We start from the raw sequence: 23,300 nt of genomic DNA, 5'->3' as shown, positions 1-23,300 counted from the left end.
CGGCGGCCGTGCACGATGCGCACGGCATCGTCCTGCCCGAGCTGGACCCGGGCGGCGGGCACGGCGTCGCCTACCGGCCCAACGAGCCGGCCCTGGACCTCACCGCACCGCCGCGCGAGCTGCGCCCCCCGCCGGCGGGACGCCGCGCGGCCGCAGGGGTGCCCGCGCCCCGTCTGATCGTCGATCCGGGGCGGGCGGGCGCCGGACTCGCGCCAGGGGCCGGGCGTCCCGGTCCGCTCCGCACGTGAGCCGTCCGGTCCCGGTATCCCCACACCGGGAGCCGAACGGCTCATGTGATGCGCGACGAGTGCCGGCGCCGGTCGCCTCGATCCGGGCCCCCCACGGGCCGGAAACGGCACCCTCGGACGGGGTTCGTCGCCCCGCCGTCGGCCCTACGCCGCGGAACTGCCATTCCGCTCCGTCGCCCCTCCAGTCTGCTGCCGTCCTGGGCGCCCCCATGACACCCTTGACGTGTTCCTTCCGCTGGTTCACCGATCCTTGACGTGCCCTTGACGTCCTCATCGGCGTGGCGTGCCCCCGGGCGGAAAGAGTCCGTCCGCTTCTCGCGGATCCCGATTGTGCGGTGCGCGGCACGGTGACCGCTTCTCCGCATCCTGGTGAAAGGACTCTTTCCGCCCTTCCATGGAACCACCCCGGCCAGGAGCCCGCCAGGCTGGCGCCCGTCAGCGGCGGACCCTCGGCATGCCCAGGCCGATCCACGAGATGATCTCGCGCTGGATCTCGTTGTTGCCGCCGCCGAAGGTGAAGATCACGGCGCTGCGGTAGCCGCGTTCCAGTTCGCCGTGGAGGACCGCGCCCGCCGAGCCGTCCTTGAGGGCGCCCGCCGCGCCGACCACCTCCATCAGCCAGGCGTAGGCGTCCCGGCGCGCCTCGGAGCCGTAGACCTTGACCGCCGAGGCGTCCTGGGGGGTGAGGGTGCCCGACTCGACGGCACCCACCATCTGCCAGTTGAGCAGCTTCATCGCGTCGAGGCGGGCGTGGGTGCGGGCCAGCCGGCCGCGTACCCACGGCAGGTCGATCACGCGGCGGCCGTCGGCGAGCTTGGTCCCGGCGGCCCAGCGCTGGACGTCGTGCAGGGCGCGGATGGCCATCGTGCCGTGGGCGGCCAGGGTGACGCGCTCGTGGTTGAGCTGGTTGGTGATCAGACGCCAGCCCTTGTTCTCCTGGCCGACGCGGCGGCTCGCGGGCACGCGGATGTCCTCGTAGTGGCTGGCCGTGGTGTCGTGCGAGGCGAGGGTGTTGATGAGGGTGCAGGAGTAGCCGGGGTCGGAGGTCGGGACCAGGAGCATCGTGATGCCCTTGTGCGCCGGGGCGTCCGGGTCGGTGCGGACGGCGAGCCAGACCCAGTCGGCGGTGTCGCCGTTGGTGGTCCAGATCTTCTGGCCGTTGACCACGTAGGTGCCGGTCTCCTCGTCCCCCTCCCGCACGGCCCGGCACTTGAGGGCGGCGAGGTCGGTGCCGGCGTCGGGTTCGCTGTAGCCGATGGCGAAGTCGATCTCGCCGGAGAGGATCTTCGGGAGGAAGTACGCCTTCTGCTCCTCCGTGCCGAACTGCATCAGCGTCGGCCCGACCGTGTTGAGCGCCATCAGCGGCAGCGGGACGACGGCCTGGGCGGCCTCGTCGAAGAAGATGAACTGGTCCATGGGCGACATGCCGCGCCCGCCGTACTCCTCGGGCCAGCCGACGCCGAGCCAGCCGTCCGCGCCGAGGCGGCGGATGGTCTCGCGGTAGAAGCGCTTCTGCGCGGCGGGGTCCTCGTAGCGGGCGTAGACGTCCTGCGGGACGAGCTCGGCGAAGTAGGCACGCAGTTCGGCGCGCAACTGCTGCTGCTCGGGCGTGTATTCGAGGTGCACGGCCCCTCCGGGATCCTCGCGGTCCAGCCGGTCGCTGCGACGGCGGCGGTCAGAGTAGAACCCGTTACAGGAATAGGGAAGGGGCCGCGGCGGGACGGGGGAAGCTCCCTGCCGGGCCCGGTCCGGGTCCGGCAGGGGGTGCTGCGGCGTCAGTCCGCCCTGCGGCACCGGCCCGTGCGGGCACCGGTCGCATTGACGCCGGACCGGAGGAGTTCCGGGTCGTCGCCCTCGCAGCGCAGGGGGCCGGTGACCCGGGTTGTTGGCGCGGAACGCGACGGAGGCCGGGCCCTGGCGGGAAGCGAGACGGCCGTCGAGCGCTCCGGAGTGACGTCGCCCGGGCGCTGCCGGAGGCCGTCGGGGAGCAGCCGCACGCACCGGCGCCCGGCCGCTGCCGGGCGCCGAACCGTGGGACGGGACGGGTCAGTTCAAGGCCGCGATCATCGCCTCGGCCGTCGCCGCCATGGCCGTCCGGGCGGCGGTGAGGTACGGGCGGGGGTCGGCCGGGGTCAGATGGGCACGGATGGCCCCGGTCATGGCCACGTTGAGCGCGGTCCCGATGTTGACCTTGCGGATGCCTCCGGCCACCGCGGCCGCGAGTTCCCCGTCGGGCAGTCCGGACGAGCCGTGCAGCACCAGCGGCACGTCCACCGCCTTGGCCAGCCGGGCCAGCAGGGCGTGGTCGAGGGAGGCGGTCCTGCTGGTCATGGCGTGGGTGCTGCCGACGGCCACGGCCAGGGCGTCCACCCCGGAGTCGGCGACGAACCGCCGCGCCTCGTCGGGGTCCGTGCGCGCGCCCGGTGCGTGCGGGTCCAGTGGCGCGGCCCCGTCCTTCCCGCCGACCTCGCCCAGCTCCGCCTCGATCCACAGCCCGTTCACGTGTGCCCAGTCGGCGGCGGACCGGGTGGCCTCCAGGTTCTCGGCGTAGGGCAGGTGCGCTGCGTCGTACATCACCGATCCGTACCCGGCGTCGGCGGCCCGCCGCAGCAGGTCGGCACTCTTGACGTGGTCCAGGTGCAGCCCGACGGGCACCCGCGCGGCCTCGGCGCAGGCGGCGGCGGCCCGGGTGATGGGCAGCAGGGCCCCGCCGCGGAACTTCACGGCGTTCTCGCTGAGTTGCAGGATGACGGGCCGACCGGCCCGCTCGGCTCCCTCGACCACGGCTTCGGCGTGCTCCAGGGTGATGACGTTGAAGGCGGCGACGGCCCGACCGGCGGCGGCCGCCTCCGCGACGAGGACCCCGGCGGGGGCGAGGGTCATCGGACCGCCCCCTCACCGCTGGTGAGGATCACCGAGCGGGTGAGGTTGCGCGGCGCGTCCGGGTCCAGCTGCCGCGCGGCGGCCACCGCCACGGCCAGCCGGTGCACCCGCACCAGTTCCGCGAGCGGGTCGAGCGTCCCGTCCACCCACTCGGCGCCGGTGCCCAGCACCTGCTCGGCGATGCCCTCGGGGGTGCCGCCCAGCGACCAGGTCACCGAGCCGGGGCCGGTGACGCTGACCGGCCCGTGCCGGTACTCCATCGCCGGATAGGCCTCGGCCCACGACAGCGAGGCCTCCCGCATCTTCAGGGCCGCCTCGTGGGCGAGGCCGACGCTCCAGCCCCGCCCGAGGAACGTGAACTGCCCCCGGGCCTCCAGTCCGGCGGGAAGCGGTTCGGCCAGCGCGGTGCGGGCGTCGGCGACCACGTCAGGGGTGTGCGCGCCCACGTGGGCCCGCAGCAGGGTGAGGGCCGTGGTGGCGAAACGGGTCTGGACGACGGACCGCTCGTCGGCGAAGTCCAGCACGACCAGCTCGTTCGCGAGGGTGGTCACGGGGGTGGCCGGGTCCCCCACGACGGCGGTGGCGGGGACCCCGGCCTCGCGCAGCCCGGACAGCAGGTCCAGCACCTCGGTGGTGGTTCCGGAGCGGGTCAGCGCCACCACCCGGTCGTAGCGGCGGTGGCGCGGGAACTCCGAGGCGGGGAAGGCGTCGGTCTCCCCCTGCCCGGCCTCCTCGCGCAGGGCGGCGGCGGCCAGGGCCATGTAGTACGAGGTCCCGCACCCGACGATCGCGGTACGCTCCCCCGGCTTGGGCAGCACCGCCCGGTGGGCCGGGGCCAGTTCGGCGGCCCGTTCCCAGCTCTCGGGCTGCGAGGCCAACTCGTACGCGACGTGACTCATGCGGGCTCCCTGCGCGTTGGATGCGTCATCCTGGCGGTTCCTGCGTGCTACTGCGCGTTGCTGCGTGTTCCTGCAAGGTAGCGGGCAGTTTCGCGCAACTTCAAGCATCTTCCGGGGTGTCCGCCTGGGTTAATCTCGACGGCGGGGCCGGGGAGGAAACCCGGGGACGACACGGGAGGGCGCCATGACCCGCACGGAACGCTGGCAGAGACTGCTGGACCTGCTGGTGGAACGGGACGGGCTGGAGGTGGAGTCGGCGGCCGAGGCGCTCGGCGTGTCCGCCGCGACCATCCGCCGCGACCTCGACCAGCTGGCCGAACAGCAGCTCCTGGTCCGCACGCGCGGCGGGGCGGTGCCGCACGGGGTCTCGTACGAACTCCCCCTGCGCTACCGGGCCTCGCGGCGGGCCGCCGAGAAGCGCCGGATCAGCGAGGCCGTCGCGGACCTGATCGCGCCGGGCGAGGTGGTCGGCCTGACGGGCGGCACCACCACGACGGAGGTGGCCCGCGCCCTGGCGGCCCGCCCGGACCTGGCGGGCGGCTCCCCCGCGCTGACGGTGGTCACCAACGCCCTGAACATCGCGGGCGAGCTGGTGGTCCGGCCCCAGTTCAAGATCGTGCTGACGGGTGGGGTGGCCCGCCCCCAGTCCTACGAACTCACGGGCCCGCTGGCCCAGCAGACGCTCGGTCAGCTCACCGTGGACACGGCGGTGGTCGGGGTCGACGCCTTCGACCCGGCGGACGGAGCGGCCACCCGCCACGAGGACGAGGCGGCCGTCAACAGCCTCCTGTGCGCCCGCGCCCGCCGCGTGGTCGTCGCGGCGGACTCCACGAAGCTGGGCGTCCGCGCCTTCGCCCGCATCTGCCCCACCACCTCGGTACACACCCTGGTCACGGACACCGCCCTGTCCGCCCCGCTGGCGGCGGCGTTCGAGGGGGCGGGGGTGGAACTGATACGGGTTTAGGGGGTGGGGTGGGTGGGACGGAGCGGGGGTGCGGCGGAGCAGGGGTGCGGCGGGGTCGGAGGCTCGGCGGTGCACCGGCGGACGGGAGGCGAACGGCCGACCGGAAGCAGCGAGGTCGGGACCTGGGCGGGGCCCTAGCAGCCCGGCACCCGTTCCCCCTCCCGGGACAGGGCCGCCAGGACCGGGGCGATCAGGGGGTGGGACTCCGCGCCGCGGCGGGTGGCGGCGAAGACGCGGCGGGTGGCGGACGGGCCCGAGACCGGGCGGACGCAGACCTCCTTGAGGTCCATGCCCCGCAGCGCCGAGCGCGGGACCAGGGCCACCCCGGCCCCCGCGCCGACCAGGGCTGTCACCGCGCGGAAGTCGTCGGAGGAGTGCACGAACCGGGGCTGGAAGCCGGCCAGCTCGCAGGCCAGCAGGGTCACGTCATGACACGGGTTGCCCGGGTACTGGCCCACCCACTCCGCGTCGGAGAGGTCCGCCAGGGCCACGGCGGGGAGGTCGGCGAGGGGGTGTCCCGTCGGCAGGACCGCGTCGAAGGGCTCCGCGTACAGCGGGATCACCGACAGGCGGCCGTCGTCGGCGCCCGGCGCGCCCCGGTACTCGACCGCGAGGGCCAGGTCGGCCTCCCCGTCGAGCAACTGCAACAGGCTCTGGTCGCCCTCGGCGTCCCGGACGCGGAGCCGGATCCCCGGGTGCTCCCGCGCGAGGCGGGCTATGGCGGGGGCCAGCACCTCGGCGATGCCGGTCGCGAAGGCGGCGACGGTGACCTCGCCGGCCGCTCCGCCCGCGTAGGCGGCGAGTTCCGCCTCGGCGCGCTCGAGCTGGGCGAGCACCTCGTGGGCGTGGGCCAGCAGGATCTCCCCGGCCGCGGTGAGCCGTACCCCGCGGCCGCTGCGGGTGAGCAGCGTGTGGCCGGTCTCCTGCTCCAGCGCGGCGAGCTGCTGGGAGACGGCGGAGGGGGTGAGGTACAGGGCTGCGGCCGCGGCGGTCACCGTACGGTGGTCCGCCACGGCCCGCAGGATGCGCAGCCGGCGGGGGTCGATCACCCCTCCATGATGTCAGCCCTGAGCAGCGGAAAGCGCCGCGCGAGCGTCGACGAAAGCGGCCACCGCGCGCTCCACGTCGGCCGTGGAGTGGGCCGCGGAGAGCTGGACGCGGATGCGGGCCTGGCCCATCGGGACCACGGGGTACGAGAAGCCGATCACGTACACCCCGCGCTCCAGGAGGAGCTCGGCCATCCGGGCCGCCTCGGCGGCGTCACCGATCATGACGGGGGCGATGGCGTGGTCGCCGGGCAGGATCTCGAAGCCGGCCTCGGTCATCTTCGTGCGGAAGAGCTTCGTGTTGGCCGCGAGCTGGTCGCGCAGGTCGCCGGCGGACTCCAGCAGGTCGAGGACCTTGAGGGAGGCGGCGGCGATGACCGGGGCGAGGGAGTTGGAGAAGAGGTACGGGCGCGAGCGCTGGCGCAGCAGCTCGACGATCTCGGTGCGGGCGGCGACGTAGCCGCCGGAGGCGCCGCCGAGGGCCTTGCCGAGGGTGCCGGTGATGATGTCGATCCGGTCCATGACGCCGTGCAGCTCGGGGGTGCCGCGGCCGCCGGGGCCGACGAAGCCCACGGCGTGGGAGTCGTCGACCATGACCATGGCGTCGTAGCGGTCGGCGAGGTCGCAGATCTCGGTCAGCGGGGCGACGTAGCCGTCCATGGAGAAGACGCCGTCGGTGACGATGAGCTTGCGGCGGGCCCCGCCCTCGGTGGCGGTCTTGAGCTGGGCTTCCAGGTCCGCCATGTCGCGGTTGGCGTAGCGGAAGCGGCGGGCCTTGGAGAGGCGGATGCCGTCGATGATGGAGGCGTGGTTGAGGGCGTCGGAGATCACCGCGTCCTCGGCGCCGAGGAGGGTCTCGAAGACGCCGCCGTTGGCGTCGAAGCAGGAGGAGTAGAGGATCGTGTCCTCCTGGCCGAGGAAGGCGGACAGGCGGGCCTCGAGCTCCTTGTGCACCTCCTGGGTGCCGCAGATGAAGCGGACCGAGGCCATGCCGTAGCCCCAGCGGTCCAGGGCGTCCTTCGCGGCGGCGACGACCTCGGGGTGGTCGGCCAGGCCGAGGTAGTTGTTGGCGCAGAAGTTCAGGACCTCGCCGGGGGCGCCGCCCGCGGTCACCGCGACGGCGGCGCTCTGCGGGGTGCCGATGACGCGCTCGGGCTTGTGCAGGCCGGCGGCGCGGATCTCGGCGAGGGTGGCGCGGAGGTCCTCGCGGACGGACTCGAACATGGTCGGTTCTCCTTGTGCGGTGTGCCGTCCGGCGGGCGGACGGAGGAGGGGGCCGGGCCCCGCGGAGGGGGGAGGGTGTGCGGGGCCCGGCCCGGGGGAGATGGTCTTGTGGCTGCCCGGCGGCCGCGGCCGCGACACGCGGACGGGGAAACGGACGGGCGGACGGCGGCGGGTCGGGGCGGAGCGGGGGCGGGCCCTGCCGGACGCCCCGGCCCGGCGGGCGGGCGCCGGCCGGGGCCGGTGCGGGCCGCCCGCCGCCGGGGGCTACTTCGTCCAGTCCAGGATGATCTTGCCGCTGCGGGCCGTGGAGGCCTCGTCGAAGGCGGCCTGGAAGTCGGTGTGCGAGTAGCGGCCGGTGATGACCGGGGTCAGGTCGAGGCCGCCCTCCAGCAGCACGGTCATCGCGTACCAGGTCTCGAACATCTCGCGGCCGTAGATGCCCTTGATGGTGATCATCGAGGTGACCACCTTGGCCCAGTCGACCGGGAACTCCTGGGCCGGCAGGCCCAGCATCGCGATCCTGCCGCCGTGCGTCATGTTGTCGATCATGTCGCGCATCGCCTCGGCGCGGCCGGACATCTCCAGGCCGACGTCGAAGCCCTCGCGCAGGCCCAGGCGCGTCTGCGCCTCGGCGATGGAGGACTCGGCGACGTTCACCGCGAGCGTGGCCCCCGCCTTGCGGGCGATCTCCAGGCGCTCGGGGCTGACGTCGGTGATGACCACGTTGCGCGCGCCGGCGTGCTTGGCGACGGCGGCGGCCATGATGCCGATCGGGCCCGCGCCGGTGATCAGCACGTCCTCGCCGACCAGCGGGAAGGACAGCGCGGTGTGCACGGCGTTGCCGAAGGGGTCGAAGATGGCGGCCACGTCCAGGTCGACGGGCGTGCGGTGCACCCAGACGTTCTGCGCGGGCAGGACGACGTACTCGGCGAAGGCACCGTCGCGGCCGACGCCGAGTCCGATGGTGGAGCGGCACAGGTGGCGGCGGCCGGCCAGGCAGTTGCGGCACTTGCCGCACACCAGGTGGCCCTCGCCGCTGACCAGGGCGCCGACCTCGATGTCGCGGACGTCGGAGCCGAGCGCGGCGACCTCGCCGACGAACTCGTGGCCGAGGACGAGCGGGGCCTTGACCGCGCCCTGCGCCCAGCCGTCCCAGGCACGGATGTGGAGGTCGGTGCCGCAGATACCGGTGCGCAGCACCTTGATCAGCACGTCGCCGGGGCCGTATTCGGGCTCGGGAACGTCCATGAGCCACAGCCCGGGTTCGGCTTTGTGCTTGACGAGTGCCTTCATGGGGGTGGCTCCAGGCGTGCGGAAGGTGGGGCCGCCGGGCCCGCTGGTGCGCGAGCGGCGTGGTGACGGGCACCAATCTGCCGATCGGCGCGGTGATCAGTCCATCGAGACTTTCTTAAGCGGGTCGACAGCGCAGCTTCACGCCTATGCTCCTCCCTGGAACGGGGCAGGGCCCGGACCGGAATCGCCCGTGCGGTCCGGGGCCGGGGTGAAAGGGGAGGTGAGGGGCGTGCCGAGTCTGCGCAGCAGGGCGCTGTCGGCCGCACTGGTCGCGACGGGCCGCCGAAGACGGTTCGCCACCGCGGAGGCGGTACGGGCGACGGTGGCGCAGGCGGCCCGCAGGCCCGCCTCGCATCTGCCGCCGCGTTCGCTGGGGCGGGTCGCAGAGGTGTCGCGGACCTTCGTCGGCGCGTGGCCCGTGTACGACGTCTCCCCGCTCGGGGAGGAGCCGGTGGCGCGGGTGCTGTACGTGCACGGCGGGGCGTACATCAACGAACTGGTGCGGCCGCACTGGTCGTTGATCCGGACGCTGGTCACGCAGGCCCGCGCCCGGGTGGTCGTACCGGCGTACGTGCTGGCGCCGCGCGGGACCGCCGACCGGACGGTGCCGGTCGCGGCGGACCTGCTGAGCGGTCTGATCGAGAGCGGCGGCGCGGGCGGGACGGTGCTGATCGGGGACTCCGCCGGGGCCGGGATGGCGCTGGCGGCCGCGCAGCGGCTGCGGGAGCGGACCGGGGCGCAGCCGTCCCGGATCGTGCTGATCTCGCCGTGGCTGGACGTGAGCATGAGCCATCCGGGGCAGGCGGCGATCGAGGCGGCGGATCCGGTGCTGGCCCGGCCGGGGCTGGCGGAGGCGGGGCGGCTGTACGCGGGGACGCTGACGGCGGACGACCCGAGGGTGAGCCCGCTGCACGGGTCCTTCGCCGGGCTGGCGCCGCTGACGGTGTTCACCGGGACCCGGGACGTGCTGACCACCGACAGCCGGGAGCTGCTGCGTCGGGCGCGGGCGGCCGGCGCGCAGGTGGAGTGGCACGAGGAGCCGGGTCTGCCCCACGGGTACCCGCTGCTGCCGGTGCCGGAGGGGCGGGCGGCGCGGGACCGGATCGTGGAGCTGGTCCGGGCGACCGCCGACGAGGAGTAGCCCCCGGGCCATGGAGGCCCCCTACGCCGTGCAGGTCAGCAGGGAGCTGACGGGTGCGGCGCGGTAGGCCGTCCAGTAGGCCTCGTCGCGCGTGGTGTCGGCGGGCGGGGTGCGGCTGGGCTGCCAGGCGACGGTGGAGAAGCCGGCGTCGACGGCGGCCTCGGCGAAGTCGGCGTGCGCCCATTCGCGGTACTCGAAGTGGAGCGGGGGTTCGGTCAGGAACTGGGCCTTGAGCAGGGGCGCTTCGCCGTCCGGTACCCGGTCGAGGATGCGCATCCCGTACGGGGACCAGTCGACGCGCGGGTAGGCGCCGGGGTTGCGGACGAGGGACAGCAGCCGTCCGCCGGGGCGCAGGTTGGCGCGGATGCCGCGGAACATGGCGTGCAGGGCGGCGCGGTCGGGGGCGTGGCTGAACAGGTAGACGGCGGTGACCAGGTCGAAGGGGCCGAGCTGGGGCATGTCCGCGGCGTCGGCGACGACGTACTCGACGGGGGCCGGGTGCCCGTCCCGGCCGCCGGCCTGCCGTTCGCGGGCCCGGCGGACGCGGTCCGGGCAGCTGTCGACGCCGACGGTCCGGCGGGCGCCGCCGCTCGCGAGCAGCGTGGCGGTGCCGCCGTGTCCGCAGGCCACGTCGAGGGTGTCGAGGTCGCGGACCCCGCCGAGGGCGTCGAGGGCGGTGCGGAGGGTGAAGGCGTCGGCCGCGGTGAAGGCGGCCCGGGGCGCGGGGTGGGTGGAGGTGTCGTCGTGCATGCCGGCATGCCTCCCCGGCGGGGGCGCGGGGGGCGGCGGGTGCGCGGGCGCGTCCCCCGTACGAGGGAGGCGTTCGGGTCAGTCCGTGCGGCGGACGGGGCCGGGCGGGGCCGTGGGCCGTCCGCCGGCGACGAGTTCGCGGGCGCAGGCGCGCAGCCAGGCGTGCGCGGGGTCGGCGTCGTGGCGGGGGTGCCAGGCGAGGCCGAAGGGGAGCGGCGGGAGCTCCAGGGGGACCTCGAAGGTGACCAGGCCGAGGGCTTCGGCCTGGCTGGTGGTGCGGGTGGGGATCAGGCCGATGAGGCCGGTCTCGCGCAGGACGAAGAGGGAGGCGGGCGTCGAGCCGATGCTGCCCACGACCCGCCGGGAGAGGCCCTGTTCGGCGAGGGCGGCGTCCACCGGCCCTTCCAGCCGGCCGCGCCGGGAGACGTTCAGGTGCTCTCCGGCGGCGAAGCGGCGCGCGGTGAGGCGGCCGCGCAGCAGCGGGTGGCCGGCCCGGACGACGCCCAGCATGCGCTCGTCGACGAGGTGCTCGCTGCGGACCTCGGGGGAACGGCTGTCGATGACACCGAGTTCCAGGTCCGCGACCCCCTCGCGCAGGGCCGGCACGTCGATGTGGCTCTCCGACAGGAACCGCAGCCGCACCCGGGGGGCCTCACGGCCGATCCGCTGGAAGAGCGTGGCGCCGAAGGTGGCGGCGAAGGAGTCGTGGGCCATGACGGTGAAGGTGCGTTCCAGGGTCCGAAGGTCGACCTCGCCGCCGGTGAGGAACAGGGCCCTGGCCCGTTCGACCACGGAGCGGACCTCGCCCTGGAGGGAGAGGGCGTGGGGGGTGGGGACCATGGTGCGGCCGGCCCGGACGAGGACGGGGTCGCCGAGGGCCTTGCGGATCCGGCCGAGGGTGCGGCTCATGGCGGGTTCGGAGAGGTGGAGGCGGGCGGCCGCGCCGGAGACGCTCGATTCCTCGAGCAGGACGTCGAGGGCGGCGAGCAGGTTCAGGTCCAGCCCGGCCGATCCGGATTGCGTCACACGCATTCATCCCTTGCGGAAGTTGCACTGGAAAGCAGGTCGCGCCAACTCTACGGTGGTTCGGCGGGGGTTGATCTCCCCCGGACACCATCACCGTCGACCGACTCCCAGGAGGAGCCGTGCTCCGCCATGCCCGCACACCGGCCGCGCCCGACCCCGGCGCCACCGCCGCGCCCTCACCCTCACCCTCCGATACCGCCGACGCCGCCCGGACCGGCGGCCCGGCCGCCCTGGGGCTGTCCCGTGCCGCCCTGCTCGCGCTGTGCGCCTGCGTACTCGTCGCGCAGGGCATGGTGGCCGCGGTCAACCTGCTGATCCCGCAGCTGGCCGCCTCCACCCTGCACCCGAGCCCCGGCGAGCTGCTCTGGGCCGTCGACGCCTATGTGATCGTCTTCGCCGCCCTGCTGATCCCGGCCGGGGCCCTCGGCGACCGCTACGGCCGCAAGGGCGCCCTGCTGGCCGGGCTGGGGCTGTTCGCCGCGGGCGCGGTGCTCAGCGCGCTCGCCCGGGACCCGGCGGCGCTGATCGCCGGGCGCGGGCTGTGCGGGGCGGGAGCCGCTCTGATCATGCCGGCGACCATGTCCGTCCTGGTCCGCCTGACTCCGCCCGAGCGGCGCCCGCAGGCGCTGGCCACCTGGACGCTCTCCGCCGGCCTCGGGGGCCTGGCGGGCAACCTCGGCGGCGGTCTGGCGGCGGAGTTCCTCAGCTGGCGGGCGCTGTTCTGGGCGGTCGTCCCGCTGGCCGCGCTGCTCGCCCTCGCGGTGGCCCGCGCGGTACCGCGTACGCCCTCGCGTCCGGACGCGGCCGTCGACCCGCTCGGCGCCCTGGTGCTGGCGGGGGCGCTGTGCGCCGTCGTCTACGGGATCATCGAGGGGCCCTCGTACGGCTGGGCCTCGGGCCAGGTCCTGGCGGCCTTCGCGGCCGGGGCTGCGCTGCTGGCCGGGTTCACCGTCCGCGCCCTGCGCACCTCCCGCCCGCTGCTGGATCCGCGGATCTTCACCTCCCGCCGGCTGCGTGCCGGGACGCTGGGCATCGGCGCCGCGTTCTTCGGGCTCTTCTCCCTGTTCTTCGTCAACGCCCAGTACCTCCAGTACGCGAAGGGCTTCTCGCCCGCGGAGACCGGTTTCGCGATCGTCCCGCTGACCGTCGGCATGGCGCTGGTGCCGCGCTTCGGCGCACGGCTCCAGCAGCGGACCGGGCCCCGGCTGCCGGTGGGCCTCGGGCTCGTGCTGATCGCGGGGGGCCTGCTGCTGGTGTCCACGGTCGACGCGGGGACCCCGTACGCGGTGTACGCCTGCTACCTGCTGGTGCTGTCCGTGGGGACGGGCCTGTGCGCCCCCGCGCTGACCGTGACGGTGGTCTCGGCCCTGCCCCCGCACCAGGCGGGGCTGGGCTCGGGGCTGAACACGGCCGCCCGGGAGATCGGCGCGGCGCTGGGCGTGGCGGTGGTCGGCACGGTGCTGGCCTCCCGGTTCCACGGGAACCCCGCGGCGGACCCGGCGCAGGCGGCGGCCTTCACGGACGCCATGGGGGTGGCGCTGCGCACGGTGGCGGCGGCGCTGCTGGTCGCCTCGGCGGCGGTGGTGTCCGGCTTCCGGGTGCGCGGGGAGCGCCGGAGTGCAGCGGCCGGGGGCCAGGGAGCATCCTGACTGTGTGACGGCGAGACCGGACGGCGACGGCCCGGCGTCCGACGCCGCGGGCCGGGTGCTCGCGCGGGCGGCGGTGGATGCCGCGCGGGCCGTCGGGGGCTGCGCGGGCGGGGTCTACCTGCGCTCGGGCACGGAGGGGCTGCTGCGGATGGCGGCGGTGACGGGTCTGCCGGGCGTGCTGTTCCGGCCCTGGTGGCGGATCCAGGTGAACCGGCCGTACCCGGTGGCGGAGGCCTTCCGCAGCGGCCAGGCGGTGCACCTGCCGGACGGGGAGACCTCGGTACGACGCTTCCCGCAACTGATGGCGGGGTTGCCCTTCCCGTTCGGGTCGCTGTACGAGCCGGTGGCCGCCGGGGGGCAGCGGGTCGGGGTGCTGCTGGTGGTGCGGCCGGCGACCCCCGGGGTCCCGGTCGACGCCGACGACCGGCGGCGGATGCGGGAGGCCGCCGACGGGCTGGGGCGGGAGCTGGCCGCGCTGGCGGCCGCCGGGGATCCGGTGCGCTGGGACCGGGACCCGCTGAACGTGCCGTGGCCCGAGCCGGGCGGGAGCGCCCGCGAGGCCGCGGACCGGCTGTCCCTGGGAGTGCTGTCCGTGGACCGGCAGGGCGTCATCGGCTTCGCCAACGCCGCAGCCGGGGAGCTGTCCGGGGTGCCGGCGGCGCGGCTGACGGGACGCGGGCTGTGGGAGGCCCTGCCGTGGCTGGGGCACCCCGCGTTCGAGGACCACTTCCGGGGGGCGTACCTGTCCGGGGAGGCGGTCTGCTTCGAGGCCCGGCGCGGGGAGGACGAGGATCCGCCGGCGGTGTCGGTGGGCCTGTATCCGGCGCCCTCGGGGGTGACGGTGACCCTGGAGGCGGGCGAGCGGCCCGTGTACGCGTCCGGTGCGGCGGCCCGGGCGGGACCGGGGTCAGGTGCGGCGGCGGCCCCCCGGGCCTCGGCCCTGTACCGGCCGGTGGCGCTGGCGATCGCGCTGACCGAGGCGATGACGGCCCGCCAGGTCTCGGCGGTGGTCACCGAGGAGCTGCTGCCGGCGTTCGGCGGCCGGCAGCTGGCGATCTACCTCCTGGACGAGCGCCACCTCTACCTCGCCTGGGAGACGGGTTTCCCGCGGGGGTTCCTGGACCGGTTCGACGGGGTCTCCCTGGACGCGCGGCTGCCGGGCGTGGAGACGCTGACCTCGGGGCGGCCGCTGTTCTTCGAGTCGATGCAGCACCTGGCGTCGGCCTATCCGGGGATCCCGCTGGACGCCGACGTCGGCGCCCGCGCCTTCCTGCCGCTGATCGCCTCGGGCCGCCCGGTGGGCTCCTGCATCCTCGGCTTCGACGCGCCGCGCGGGTTCAGCCGGGAGGAGCGCACGGTCCTCACCGCGCTGGCCGGGCTGATCGCGCAGGCCCTGGCGCGGGCGCGGCGCTACGACAGCGAGGCGGCGCTGGCCCGGGGGCTCCAGGCGGCGCTGCTGCCGCACCGGCTGCCGGTGACGGGGCGGGTGGCCACGGTGGGCCGGTACCTGCCCGGCTCGGCCGGGATGGACGTCGGCGGCGACTGGTACGACGTCATCGAGACGGCCCCGGACCGGCTGGCCCTGGTCATCGGGGACGTCCAGGGGCACGGGGTGGCGGCCGCGGCGACCATGGGGCAGCTGCGCAGCGCCGTGCGGGCGTTCGCGCTCAGCGGGAACAGCCCGGAGCAGGTGGTGCGGGGCACCAACCAGCTCCTGATCGACCTGGACCCCGGCCAGTTCGCCAGCTGCTGCTACGTCCTGCTCGACGCGACGTCCGGCCGGTCCCTGGCCGCCCGCGCCGGGCATCCGCAGCCGCTGCTGCGCCACGCCGACGGCCGCACCGAGGTGCTGGACCTGACGGGCGGGGTGGTCATGGGGGTCGACCCGGAGGCCTCGTACCCGGAGACGGAGCTGCTGCTGGAGCCGGGCGCTGTGCTGGCGCTGTACACCGACGGACTGGTGGAGGTGCCGGGCGCGGACATCGACGTAGGGGTGGAGCGGCTGCGGGCCGTGCTGGCCGCCGCCGCCCGCCCGGCCCCGCTGACGGAGACGGCGGACCGGCTGGTGGCGGAAGCGGACGGACGGGACGACCGGCCGGACGACATCGCGCTGCTGCTGGCCTCCCGCTCCTGACGCGGAAAAGGCCCGGTGCAGAGCAAAGCGGAAGAAAATTCATTCGGATCTCCGTGCGGTTCCCGCACCCCTCGCCCGCCCGGTATTTACGCGGCCTTGACGCCCGGGGTGCCGTGTCGCGCTTGCGCCGCACGATGGAATCCGCACATGGACAGCTCTTGACCTGCGGATGTCGTCGAGCTTCCATATCGGCCACCGGCGCCACACAAACGGAAGTGCCCACCACCGCCCCGGAGGCGATAGCGGCCCCGGCTCCCCCTTCTTCACACCTGCCGATCGGAATCCCGCACCGATGACTCAAACGATCAGCGCTCCCCAGGCGCTCGCCCCCGCCACCGGGCCCACCCCGCAGAAGCTCAAGCGCTCCATCGGCGTCGTCGGCGGGACCCTGCTCACGCTGTCGTGCGTGACGCCCGCCTCGACCTTGTTCGTCGTCGTCCCCGATCTCTTCTCCAGTCTCGGCTCCTGGACCGCGCTCACCATCGCGATCGGCTCGCTGCTCTGCATCGGCGTCGCGTTCTGCTACTCGGAGCTGGGCACGCTCATCCCGAGCGCGGGCGGCGAGTACGCCATGGTCTCCACGCTGGCGGGCCGCCTCGCTGGCTGGCTGGTGTTCGTGCTGTCCCTGCTCGTGGTGATGATCGTGCCTCCCGTGATCGCCATGGGGACCGCCGACTACCTCGCCCCGGTGGTCCACATACCGGCCCCGGTCGCCGGCGGCGCGGTGATGCTGCTCGCGACCCTCGCCGGTCTGCTGGACCTGCGGGCCAACGCCTGGATCACGGGCATCTTCCTGGTCCTGGAGGTGATCGCGGCGGCGCTGGTCGCCGTGCTGGGCTTCGCGCACAGCGAGCGGGGCGCCGACGCGCTGGTACACGGCACGGTGGCCGCCGAGGGCGGCGGCACCTCCACGGTGACGGCGATGATGGTGGTCTCCGGCCTGGCGATCGCCCTGTTCATCACCCAGGGCTTCTCGACGGCCGTCTACCTCTCGGAGGAACTGGAGAAGCCGCGCCGCAACGTCCCGCGGACCGTGCTCGCGACGCTGGCCATCTCCACCGCCGTCATCCTGGTCCCGGTCATCGCGATCACCATGGGCGCCCCCGACCTGGACGCGCTGGCCTCCGGTGACCTCGGCGCGATGGTGACGGCCTGGTCGAACTCGGCCGTCGGCACCTTCGTCAGCCTCTGCGTGGCCCTGGCCATCATCAACGCCGGCATCGTCATGGTCATCCAGAACTCCCGGGTGCTCTTCGCCTCCGCCCGCGACAAGGCGTGGCCCGAGCCGGTCAACCGCGGCCTGTCCCGCCTGGGCCGCTTCGGCTCCCCGTGGGTGGCCACCCTGCTCGTCGGCCTGCCGGGCGCGGCGATGTGCTTCGTCAACCTGGACACCCTGTACGGGGTGACCGGCGTGTCGGTGACCGGCATGTACCTGCTGGTCGCGGTGGCCGCGCTGTTCAGCCGGCGCGGGGCGCACCGCGAGGCCGCCGCCTGGCGGATGCCGCTGTGGCCGGCCGTGCCGATCGCGCTGATCGCCGTCCTGGCGTACATCCTGACCCAGCAGGAGACCGAGTACCTGCTGTGGACCGGCGGCATCACCGCCGTCGCCACCCTGTACTGGGCGCTGTACCTGCGGCCGCGCAGGCACACGCGCTGGCTGGTCAGCATTCCGGACACCGAGGAGCCGGCCGAGGCGTAGCCGCCCGGCCCGCCCCTCCTGGGCCCGTGGGGCCGCCGCACGCCGCGGCGGCCCCACGGGCGTTCCCGTCGCCGTTCCCGCGGGTCAGGGGCGGCCGTCGGCCGCTCCGAGGGTGAGGGCGGTGTTCACCAGGCCGATGTGGCTGAAGGCCTGGGGGAAGTTTCCGAGCTGGCGCCCGCTCGACGGGTCGTACTCCTCGGCGAGCAGGCCCACGTCGTTGCGCACGGCCAGCAGGCGCTCGAAGAGCTCGCGGGCCTCCTTGGGCCGGCCGGTCAGGTACAGGGCGTCCGCCAGCCAGAACGAGCAGGCCAGGAAGGCCCCTTCGTCGCCGGGCAGTCCGTCGACCGAGGGGCCCTCGGTGCTGTAGCGGCGGACCAGGCCGTTTCGGCCCAGCTCCGCCCGGACGGCGTCGACGGTGCCGATCACGCGCGGGTCGTCGGGCGGCAGGAAGCCGACACGGGGGATGAGCAGGGTCGCCGCGTCCAGTTCGCGGGAGCCGTAGTACTGGGTGAAGGTGCCCCGCTCGGGGTCGTAGCCGTGCCGGCAGACGTCGCGGTGGACCTCGTCGCGCATGGTCCGCCAGCGCTCGATGTCGCCCGGCATGTGGGGGGCGGCCTCCAGGGTCCGTACGGCCCGGTCGGCGGCGACCCAGGCCATCACCTTGGAGTGGGTGAAGTGGCGGCGCGGGCCGCGCACCTCCCACAGTCCCTCGTCGGGCCGGTGCCAGTTGCGCTCCAGGAAGTCGAGCAGGGCGAGCTGGATCTGCCAGGCGTGCCGCTCCGAGGCCAGGCCGGTGGACCGGGCCAGGTACAGGGAGTCGAGGACCTCGCCGTAGACGTCCAGCTGGAGCTGGTCCACGGCGGCGTTGCCGACGCGTACGGGCGCGGAGTCGGCGTACCCGCGCAGCCACGGCAGCTCCGCCTCGGGGATGCGGCGCTCGCCCCCGATCCCGTACATGATCTGGAGGTCGGCCGGGTCGCCTGCGACGGCGCGCAGCAGCCAGCCGCGCCAGGCGCGGGCCTCGTCGAGGAAGCCGGTGGTCAGGAGCGCGCCGAGGGTCAGGGTGGAGTCGCGGAGCCAGCAGTAGCGGTAGTCCCAGTTGCGGACGCCGCCGGGCTCCTCCGGCAGGGAGGTGGTGGCGGCGGCGACGATCCCGCCGGTGGGGGTGTAGGTCAGGGCCTTGAGGGTGATCAGGGAGCGGGTGACGGCCTCCTCGTAGGGCCCCTGGTAGCGGCACTGGGCGGACCAGTCCCGCCAGTCGGCGAGGCTCTGCTCCAGTGCCTCGTACGGGTCGACGCGCGGGGGGCGCGGTTCGTGCGAGGGGTGCCAGGTCAGGACGAAGGCGACCTTCTCGCCGGGGCCGACGGTGAACTCGGAGCGGGTGCTGCGGTCCACGCCCCAGGTGTGGACGGGGGGCTCGCTGCGGAACCAGACCGAGTCGGGCCCGGCGACGGCGACCCGGTCGCCCTCGCTGCGCCGGACCCAGGGGACGACGTGGCCGTAGTCGAAGCGCAGGCGCAGGGTGCTGCGGACGGTGACCCGGCCGGAGATCCCCTCGACGACGCGCACGACGTCGGGGGCGGTGTCGCGCTGCGGCATGAAGTCGGTGACCTTGACGGTGCCGTCGCCGGTCTCCCAGAAGGACTCGAGGATCAGCGATCCGTCGGCGTAGGCCCTGCGGGTGCACCGCTCGCCCTCGGCGGCCGCGGCCGGGGCGAGCGTCCAATGGCCGTTCTCCCGGTCGCCGAGGAGGGCTGCGAAGCAGGCGGAGGAGTCGAATCGGGGCAGGCACAGCCAGTCGATGGACCCGTCACGGCCGACCAGTGCGCTGGTCATGAGGTCGCCGATGAGTGCGTAGTCTTCGATGGGTTGTGTCATTTATCCGCTGTTCCCCCGATCGCGCCGGGCCAATCAGCGGGCCGCCCCTCCGGCCGCAGGGGGCCGGAGGGGCGAGATTGCCCGTCCGGGGCCGGTCGTGCGGGGCGAGAGGTCAGCTGCGCACGAGGAGGGTGGCTCCGGCGAGGGCCACGCCGAGAGCCAGGGCCGACGCGCCGAGCGACAGGCGGTGGGCGCGCAGCGCGGGGAGCGGCAGGGCGCGGTCCAGGGCGAAGCGGCCTGGGCCGGTGAGGGTGAGGGCGGCGGCGGCCGCCGTGAGGAGCAGTTCGTACTCCATGCCCTTGGGGGCGAAGAAGGCCCCGGCACCGTGGACGGCGAGGGCGTTGATCATCGTGCCGGTGACGGCGGCGCCCGCGAGCGGGGTGAGCAGGCCCGCGGCGAGCCCGAGGCCGCCCAGGGTCTCGGTCAGGCCGGCGAGGGCGGCCATGGTCTCGCCCGCCGGGTAGCCGACGGAGGTGAAGAACTGGCCGGTGCCGCTGATCCCGCCACCGCCGAACCACCCGAAGAGCTTCTGGACGCCGTGGGCGGCCATGGTCAGGCCGAGGACGACGCGCAGGAGCAGGAGGCCGGTGTCGTAGGAGGCGGTGGAGGGGGCGGGGGTGGCGGATACGGCCGGTGCCGTGGCCCGGGCCTTCGTCGCGGTGGCGGAGGCGCTGGTCATGGGGGATTCCTTCCGGTCGGGGCGGCCCGAGGAGTCGTTCGTCGTGCACGGGGCAGGTTGTTCAAATTCGAACCGCCGACGCCGAGACTAACCACTGATTCAAATTCGAACAACTCGTGTACCCTGGCGCCATGGACGGAACGAGATGGCTGGACGAGCGCGAGATGCGGGCCTGGAGGGGCTTCCTGGCCGCTTCCGCCCTGGTGAACCGGCATCTGGACCAGCAGTTGAAGGACGACTCCGGACTCTCCCATCCCCAGTACGAGATCCTCGTGCGGCTCGCCGCGGCGCCCGACGGCGAACTGCGGATGACGGAACTCGCCAACGGGCTGATCAACTCCAAGAGCGGTCTGACCTACCAGGTCACCCAGATGGAGAAGGCCGGGCTGGTCCGGCGCCGCAGCTGCCCCTCCGACGTGCGCGGGGTCTTCGCCGTCCTCACCGACGCCGGCCGGGCCCGGCTGGAGGGGGCCGCGCCCGGCCATGTGAGGGCCGTCCGGGAAGCTCTCGTCGACGTGCTCACCCCCGCGCAGCTGGACGCGCTGGCCGACGGCCTCGGCGAGGTCAGCCGCCGGCTGCGGGAGCAGGGCGGCTGACCTCCCGCCCTCTTGGCCGTTCCTCCCCTGATCCGGCAGCCGGTCGTGGTTGACTTCGAAACCCGGCCGCGAACGGGGCCGGACGGCCGCGCCACCTGGGAGGCAGCTTTGAGGATGCTCATCAACTCCGCGGACACCGTAGTCGCCGACGCGCTGCGCGGTATGGCGGCCGCGCATCCCGACCTCGACGTGGACGTGGAGCGGCGGGTGGTCGTACGGCGCGGCGCGAAGACCGGCGGCCGGGTCGGCCTGGTCTCCGGCGGCGGCTCCGGACACGAGCCCCTGCACGGCGGGTTCGTGGGGCACGGGATGCTCTCGGCGGCCTGCCCCGGAGAGGTGTTCACCTCCCCCGTCCCGGAGCAGATGCTGCACGCGGCGTCCGGCGTGGACTCCGGACAGGGCGTCCTGTTCGTCGTCAAGAACTACACCGGCGACGTGCTCAACTTCCAGATGGCGGCCGAACTCGCCGAGGAGGACGGCCTGCGGGTGGAGCGCGTGCTGGTCAACGACGACGTCGCCGTCACCGACAGCCTGTACACGGCCGGGCGGCGCGGTACGGGCGCCACCCTGTTCGTGGAGAAGATCGCCGGGGCGGCCGCGGAGGAGGGGGCGCCGCTGGAGCGGGTCGCGGCCCTCGCCCGGCAGGTCAACGAGAGCTCGCGCAGCTTCGGCGTCGCGCTGAGCGCCTGCACCACGCCCGCCAAGGGCAGCCCGACCTTCGAGCTCCCCGACGGGGAGCTGGAGCTGGGGATCGGCATCCACGGCGAACCGGGGCGCGAGCGGCGGGCCATGATGACCTCGCGGGAGATCGCGGAGGTGGCGGTGGGCGCCGTACTGGACGGCCTCGCGGAGACGGGCGGCCTGGCGGTCGGACCCGTCCTGGCCCTGGTCAACGGGATGGGCGCGACCCCCTTGCTGGAGCTGTACGGGTTCCACGCGGAGGTCGCCCGGATCCTGGAGGCGCGCGGCGTCCCGGTGGCCCGCAGCCTGGTCGGGAACTACGTCACCTCCCTCGACATGGCGGGCTGTTCGGTGACACTGTGCCGGGCCGACGAGGAACTGCTGAGGCTCTGGGACGCGCCGGTGCAGACCCCGGCGCTGCGCTGGGGCCGCTGAGGAAGCGGGGCACACGGTCATGGACGAAGGGATTGCGGTGCGCGACGCGGAGTTCTTCCGACGCTGGCTGGAGGCCGCCACGGCGGTGGTGGAACGGGAGGCGGACCGGCTGACCGAGCTCGACTCCCCCATCGGCGACGCCGACCACGGCGCCAACCTGCTGCGGGGCTTCACGGCCGTCCGCGCCGGGCTGGCCGGGGCCGATCCGGCGGCCGGGCCCGGCGCACTGCTCCAACTGGCGGGCCGCACTCTGATCTCCACGGTCGGCGGCGCCTCCGGCCCCCTGTACGGCACGCTGCTGCGCCGCGCGGGCAAGGAGCTCGGCGAGGCCTCCGAGGTCTCGGACGCCTCCCTGCAACAGGCCCTGCAGGCGGGGGTGGAGGCGGTGGCCCGGCTGGGCGGGGCGGCGGCGGGTGACAAGACGATGCTGGACTCGCTGATCCCGGGGGTGGCCGCGCTGGGCACGTCCTACCCCGCGGCCCGGGACGCGGCGGAGGCCGGCGCCCTGGCGACGGTGCCGATACTGGCCCGCAAGGGCCGGGCGAGCTACCTCGGCGAACGCAGCATCGGCCACCAGGACCCGGGCGCCACCTCCTCGGCGCTCCTCCTGGCGGCCCTGGCGGACACGGCCGAGGGGGTCCGGTGAACGCGGTGGGCATCGTCCTGGTGTCGCACAGCGCCCAGGTCGCGGAATCGGTGGCACAGCTGGCCCGGGCCCTGGCGGCGGGCGGCGCGGCCGCCCTGGTGGCCCCGGCCGGCGGACGGCCCGACGGCGGCCTCGGCACGAGCGCGGAACTGGTCCTCGCGGCGGCGGCGTCGGTGGACCGGGGAGCCGGGGTCGCCCTGCTGGCGGACCTCGGCAGCGCGGTCCTGACGGTCAAGGCCCTCCTGGAGGACGGCGAACTCCCGCCGGACTCCCGCCTCGTGGACGCACCGTTCCTGGAGGGCGCGGTGGCGGCGGTCGTGGCGGCCTCGACGGGCGCCCCGCTGGAGGCCGTTGCCGTGGCCGCCACGGAGGCCTACGGCTACCGCAAGCGCTGACACCCGGCGGCCTGCGGCGTCCGGGATCCGGGGCGGGAACGGGGTGCACCGCGCGGCGGTGCACCGCACCCGGCCCGGTCCCTGCGGGTCAGCGCCCCCGCAAGCCGTCGAACTCCCGCCGCTCGCGCTTGGTCGGCCGCCCGGCGCCCCGGTCCCGGAGGCCGACCGCCGCGGCCTCCACGGCCGTCGGCACCGGCGGGCTGTTGTCGACGAAGCACTCCACCGCCACCGGCGGCCCCACCCGCTTCGTCACGGGCCTGCGCACCACCACCACGCGCTCCCGCCCCGCGTGGAACAGCCGGACCTCGTCGCCCGCCCGCACCTGCTGGGCCGGCTTCGCACGCTCCCCGTTGACCTTCACGTGCCCCGCCCGGCAGGCGGTCGCCGCGACGGACCGGGTCTTGGTGAGCCGTACCGACCAGATCCAGGCGTCCACCCGCGCGGTACCCGCTTCCAGCGGAGCCGGCCCGGCCGCTCCCGTGCTCTTCGTATCAGCCATGCGCCGAGCCTATCGATCCGGCGGCCCGGAAACGGAACGCTTTTTGGCGGATACCACAAGGACCATGGCATCTGCGATGGAGAACACGCCAAACGAATTGCACATGCGCTCGACCTGCCCCTACCTTGTCGCACATGCAGTCCTACACCATCGGGCAGGCGGCGCGTCTCCTGGGCGTCAGCCCGGACACCGCGCGCCGCTGGGCCGACGCCGGCCGGGTCGCGACCCATCGCGACGAGGCGGGCCGTCGCCTGATCAACGGCCGTGACCTCGCGGCCTTCTCCGTCGAGGTGGGGCAGGGCGCCCACGCCGAGGACGGGGAGCCGTACACCTCGGCGCGCAACGCCTTCCCCGGCATCGTCACGGCCGTCACGCTCGGCGACGTGGCCGCCCAGGTCGAGATCCAGGCGGGCCCCCACCGCCTCGTCTCCCTGCTGACCCGCGAGGCCGTCGAGGAACTCGGACTGGAGGTCGGCATGCGGGCCACCGCCCGCGTGAAGTCGACCAGCGTGCACATCGACCGCACCTGATCCCG

Annotated in this window: 22 protein-coding genes; 11 read left to right on the top strand and 11 right to left on the bottom strand. The window is 74.6% G+C overall.

All coding sequences use genetic code 11. The features are described 5' to 3' along the window. The first annotated feature begins 8 nt into the window (after window positions 1-8). A complete protein-coding gene (locus ACFY15_RS18405) occupies window positions 9-248 on the top strand; it encodes a hypothetical protein (protein ID WP_390686565.1) in 240 nt (79 codons plus the stop codon). A 435-nt stretch (window positions 249-683) separates the two neighbouring features. Here the strand turns inward: ACFY15_RS18405 and ACFY15_RS18400 are convergent, their stop codons facing one another. The 3 genes from ACFY15_RS18400 to ACFY15_RS18390 form a co-directional block, all read right to left on the bottom strand. Next, window positions 684-1,874 (bottom strand): acyl-CoA dehydrogenase family protein, encoded by a 1,191-nt coding sequence (locus ACFY15_RS18400; RefSeq protein ID WP_390686566.1) that lies wholly within the window; start codon window positions 1,872-1,874, stop codon window positions 684-686. 420 nt (window positions 1,875-2,294) lie between these two features. Then, window positions 2,295-3,131, bottom strand: coding sequence for a class II fructose-bisphosphate aldolase (locus tag ACFY15_RS18395; RefSeq protein ID WP_390686567.1), 837 nt, complete (start codon window positions 3,129-3,131; stop codon window positions 2,295-2,297). Beyond that, complete coding sequence (locus ACFY15_RS18390; RefSeq protein ID WP_390686568.1) at window positions 3,128-4,030, bottom strand: SIS domain-containing protein; 903 nt, start codon at window positions 4,028-4,030, stop codon at window positions 3,128-3,130. Before ACFY15_RS18390 ends, ACFY15_RS18395 begins: the two co-directional genes overlap by 4 nt. 184 nt (window positions 4,031-4,214) lie before the next feature. Here ACFY15_RS18390 and ACFY15_RS18385 point away from each other — a divergent pair, with 184 nt between their 5' ends. Next, window positions 4,215-4,994 carry a DeoR/GlpR family DNA-binding transcription regulator gene (locus ACFY15_RS18385; RefSeq protein ID WP_390686569.1) on the top strand — a complete coding sequence of 260 codons (780 nt, stop codon included), beginning with the start codon at window positions 4,215-4,217 and terminating at the stop codon, window positions 4,992-4,994. Between the two features lie 134 nt (window positions 4,995-5,128). Here the strand turns inward: ACFY15_RS18385 and ACFY15_RS18380 are convergent, their stop codons facing one another. The 3 genes from ACFY15_RS18380 to tdh all read right to left on the bottom strand — a co-directional run bounded on the left by ACFY15_RS18380 (window position 5,129) and on the right by tdh (window position 8,557). Beyond that, window positions 5,129-6,043, bottom strand: coding sequence for a LysR substrate-binding domain-containing protein (locus ACFY15_RS18380; RefSeq protein ID WP_390686570.1), 915 nt, complete (start codon window positions 6,041-6,043; stop codon window positions 5,129-5,131). 12 nt (window positions 6,044-6,055) lie between these two features. Beyond that, the gene (locus tag ACFY15_RS18375) at window positions 6,056-7,264 is read right to left on the bottom strand and encodes a glycine C-acetyltransferase (protein WP_390686571.1); all 1,209 of its coding nucleotides are present in this window, start codon (window positions 7,262-7,264) and stop codon (window positions 6,056-6,058) included. 264 nt (window positions 7,265-7,528) lie between these two features. Then, window positions 7,529-8,557, bottom strand: coding sequence for an L-threonine 3-dehydrogenase (gene tdh, locus ACFY15_RS18370; RefSeq protein WP_390686572.1), 1,029 nt, complete (start codon window positions 8,555-8,557; stop codon window positions 7,529-7,531). Between the two features lie 229 nt (window positions 8,558-8,786). Between tdh and ACFY15_RS18365 the strand changes: the two genes are divergently transcribed. Continuing rightward, a complete protein-coding gene (locus ACFY15_RS18365) occupies window positions 8,787-9,698 on the top strand; it encodes an alpha/beta hydrolase fold domain-containing protein (protein ID WP_390686573.1) in 912 nt (303 codons plus the stop codon). A gap of 21 nt (window positions 9,699-9,719) precedes the next feature. Here the strand turns inward: ACFY15_RS18365 and ACFY15_RS18360 are convergent, their stop codons facing one another. Next, window positions 9,720-10,448, bottom strand: a complete 729-nt coding sequence (locus ACFY15_RS18360; RefSeq protein ID WP_390686574.1) for a class I SAM-dependent methyltransferase — start codon at window positions 10,446-10,448, stop codon at window positions 9,720-9,722. 78 nt (window positions 10,449-10,526) lie between these two features. Then, a complete protein-coding gene (locus ACFY15_RS18355) occupies window positions 10,527-11,480 on the bottom strand; it encodes a LysR family transcriptional regulator (protein WP_390686575.1) in 954 nt (317 codons plus the stop codon). Between the two features lie 224 nt (window positions 11,481-11,704). On the opposite strand from ACFY15_RS18355, the gene ACFY15_RS18350 reads away from it, so the two are divergent. The 3 genes from ACFY15_RS18350 (at window position 11,705) to ACFY15_RS18340 (ending at window position 16,956) form a co-directional block, all read left to right on the top strand. Next, window positions 11,705-13,123 carry an MFS transporter gene (locus ACFY15_RS18350; RefSeq protein ID WP_390686724.1) on the top strand — a complete coding sequence of 473 codons (1,419 nt, stop codon included), beginning with the start codon at window positions 11,705-11,707 and terminating at the stop codon, window positions 13,121-13,123. 4 nt (window positions 13,124-13,127) lie between these two features. Beyond that, the gene (locus ACFY15_RS18345) at window positions 13,128-15,257 is read left to right on the top strand and encodes a SpoIIE family protein phosphatase (RefSeq protein WP_390686576.1); all 2,130 of its coding nucleotides are present in this window, start codon (window positions 13,128-13,130) and stop codon (window positions 15,255-15,257) included. Between the two features lie 292 nt (window positions 15,258-15,549). Continuing rightward, window positions 15,550-16,956 (top strand): APC family permease, encoded by a 1,407-nt coding sequence (locus ACFY15_RS18340; RefSeq protein ID WP_390686577.1) that lies wholly within the window; start codon window positions 15,550-15,552, stop codon window positions 16,954-16,956. Window positions 16,957-17,040: 84 nt separating this feature from the next. Here the strand turns inward: ACFY15_RS18340 and ACFY15_RS18335 are convergent, their stop codons facing one another. After that, on the bottom strand, window positions 17,041-18,834 hold the full coding sequence (locus ACFY15_RS18335; protein WP_390686578.1) for a glycoside hydrolase family 15 protein: 1,794 nt from the start codon (window positions 18,832-18,834) through the stop codon (window positions 17,041-17,043). A 112-nt stretch (window positions 18,835-18,946) separates the two neighbouring features. After that, window positions 18,947-19,513: a DoxX family protein gene (locus ACFY15_RS18330; RefSeq protein WP_390686579.1), complete on the bottom strand. Its 567-nt coding sequence runs from the start codon at window positions 19,511-19,513 to the stop codon at window positions 18,947-18,949. A gap of 131 nt (window positions 19,514-19,644) precedes the next feature. Here ACFY15_RS18330 and ACFY15_RS18325 point away from each other — a divergent pair, with 131 nt between their 5' ends. From ACFY15_RS18325 to ACFY15_RS18310, 4 genes are all read left to right on the top strand, one after another. Continuing rightward, the gene (locus ACFY15_RS18325) at window positions 19,645-20,109 is read left to right on the top strand and encodes a MarR family winged helix-turn-helix transcriptional regulator (RefSeq protein WP_390686580.1); all 465 of its coding nucleotides are present in this window, start codon (window positions 19,645-19,647) and stop codon (window positions 20,107-20,109) included. A gap of 108 nt (window positions 20,110-20,217) precedes the next feature. Continuing rightward, window positions 20,218-21,225, top strand: a complete 1,008-nt coding sequence (gene dhaK, locus ACFY15_RS18320) for a dihydroxyacetone kinase subunit DhaK (protein WP_390686581.1) — start codon at window positions 20,218-20,220, stop codon at window positions 21,223-21,225. Window positions 21,226-21,262: 37 nt separating this feature from the next. Then, window positions 21,263-21,871 carry a dihydroxyacetone kinase subunit DhaL gene (dhaL, locus tag ACFY15_RS18315; protein WP_390686725.1) on the top strand — a complete coding sequence of 203 codons (609 nt, stop codon included), beginning with the start codon at window positions 21,263-21,265 and terminating at the stop codon, window positions 21,869-21,871. After that, window positions 21,868-22,266, top strand: coding sequence for a PTS-dependent dihydroxyacetone kinase phosphotransferase subunit DhaM (locus ACFY15_RS18310; protein ID WP_390686582.1), 399 nt, complete (start codon window positions 21,868-21,870; stop codon window positions 22,264-22,266). The genes dhaL and ACFY15_RS18310 overlap by 4 nt, the downstream gene beginning before the upstream one ends. An 88-nt stretch (window positions 22,267-22,354) precedes the next feature. Here ACFY15_RS18310 and ACFY15_RS18305 read toward each other — a convergent pair whose 3' ends face one another. Further along, the gene (locus ACFY15_RS18305) at window positions 22,355-22,765 is read right to left on the bottom strand and encodes an RNA-binding S4 domain-containing protein (RefSeq protein WP_390686583.1); all 411 of its coding nucleotides are present in this window, start codon (window positions 22,763-22,765) and stop codon (window positions 22,355-22,357) included. Between the two features lie 134 nt (window positions 22,766-22,899). Between ACFY15_RS18305 and ACFY15_RS18300 the strand changes: the two genes are divergently transcribed. Further along, the gene (locus ACFY15_RS18300; protein ID WP_390686584.1) at window positions 22,900-23,295 is read left to right on the top strand and encodes a molybdopterin-binding protein; all 396 of its coding nucleotides are present in this window, start codon (window positions 22,900-22,902) and stop codon (window positions 23,293-23,295) included. Window positions 23,296-23,300: the final 5 nt, after the last annotated feature.

The organism is Streptomyces sp. NPDC001373 (assembly GCF_042895815.1).
GTDB lineage: Bacteria > Actinomycetota > Actinomycetes > Streptomycetales > Streptomycetaceae > Streptomyces.
Note: the sequence above shows the minus strand (reverse complement) of the source record. Positions and strands in the feature narration are given on the sequence as shown.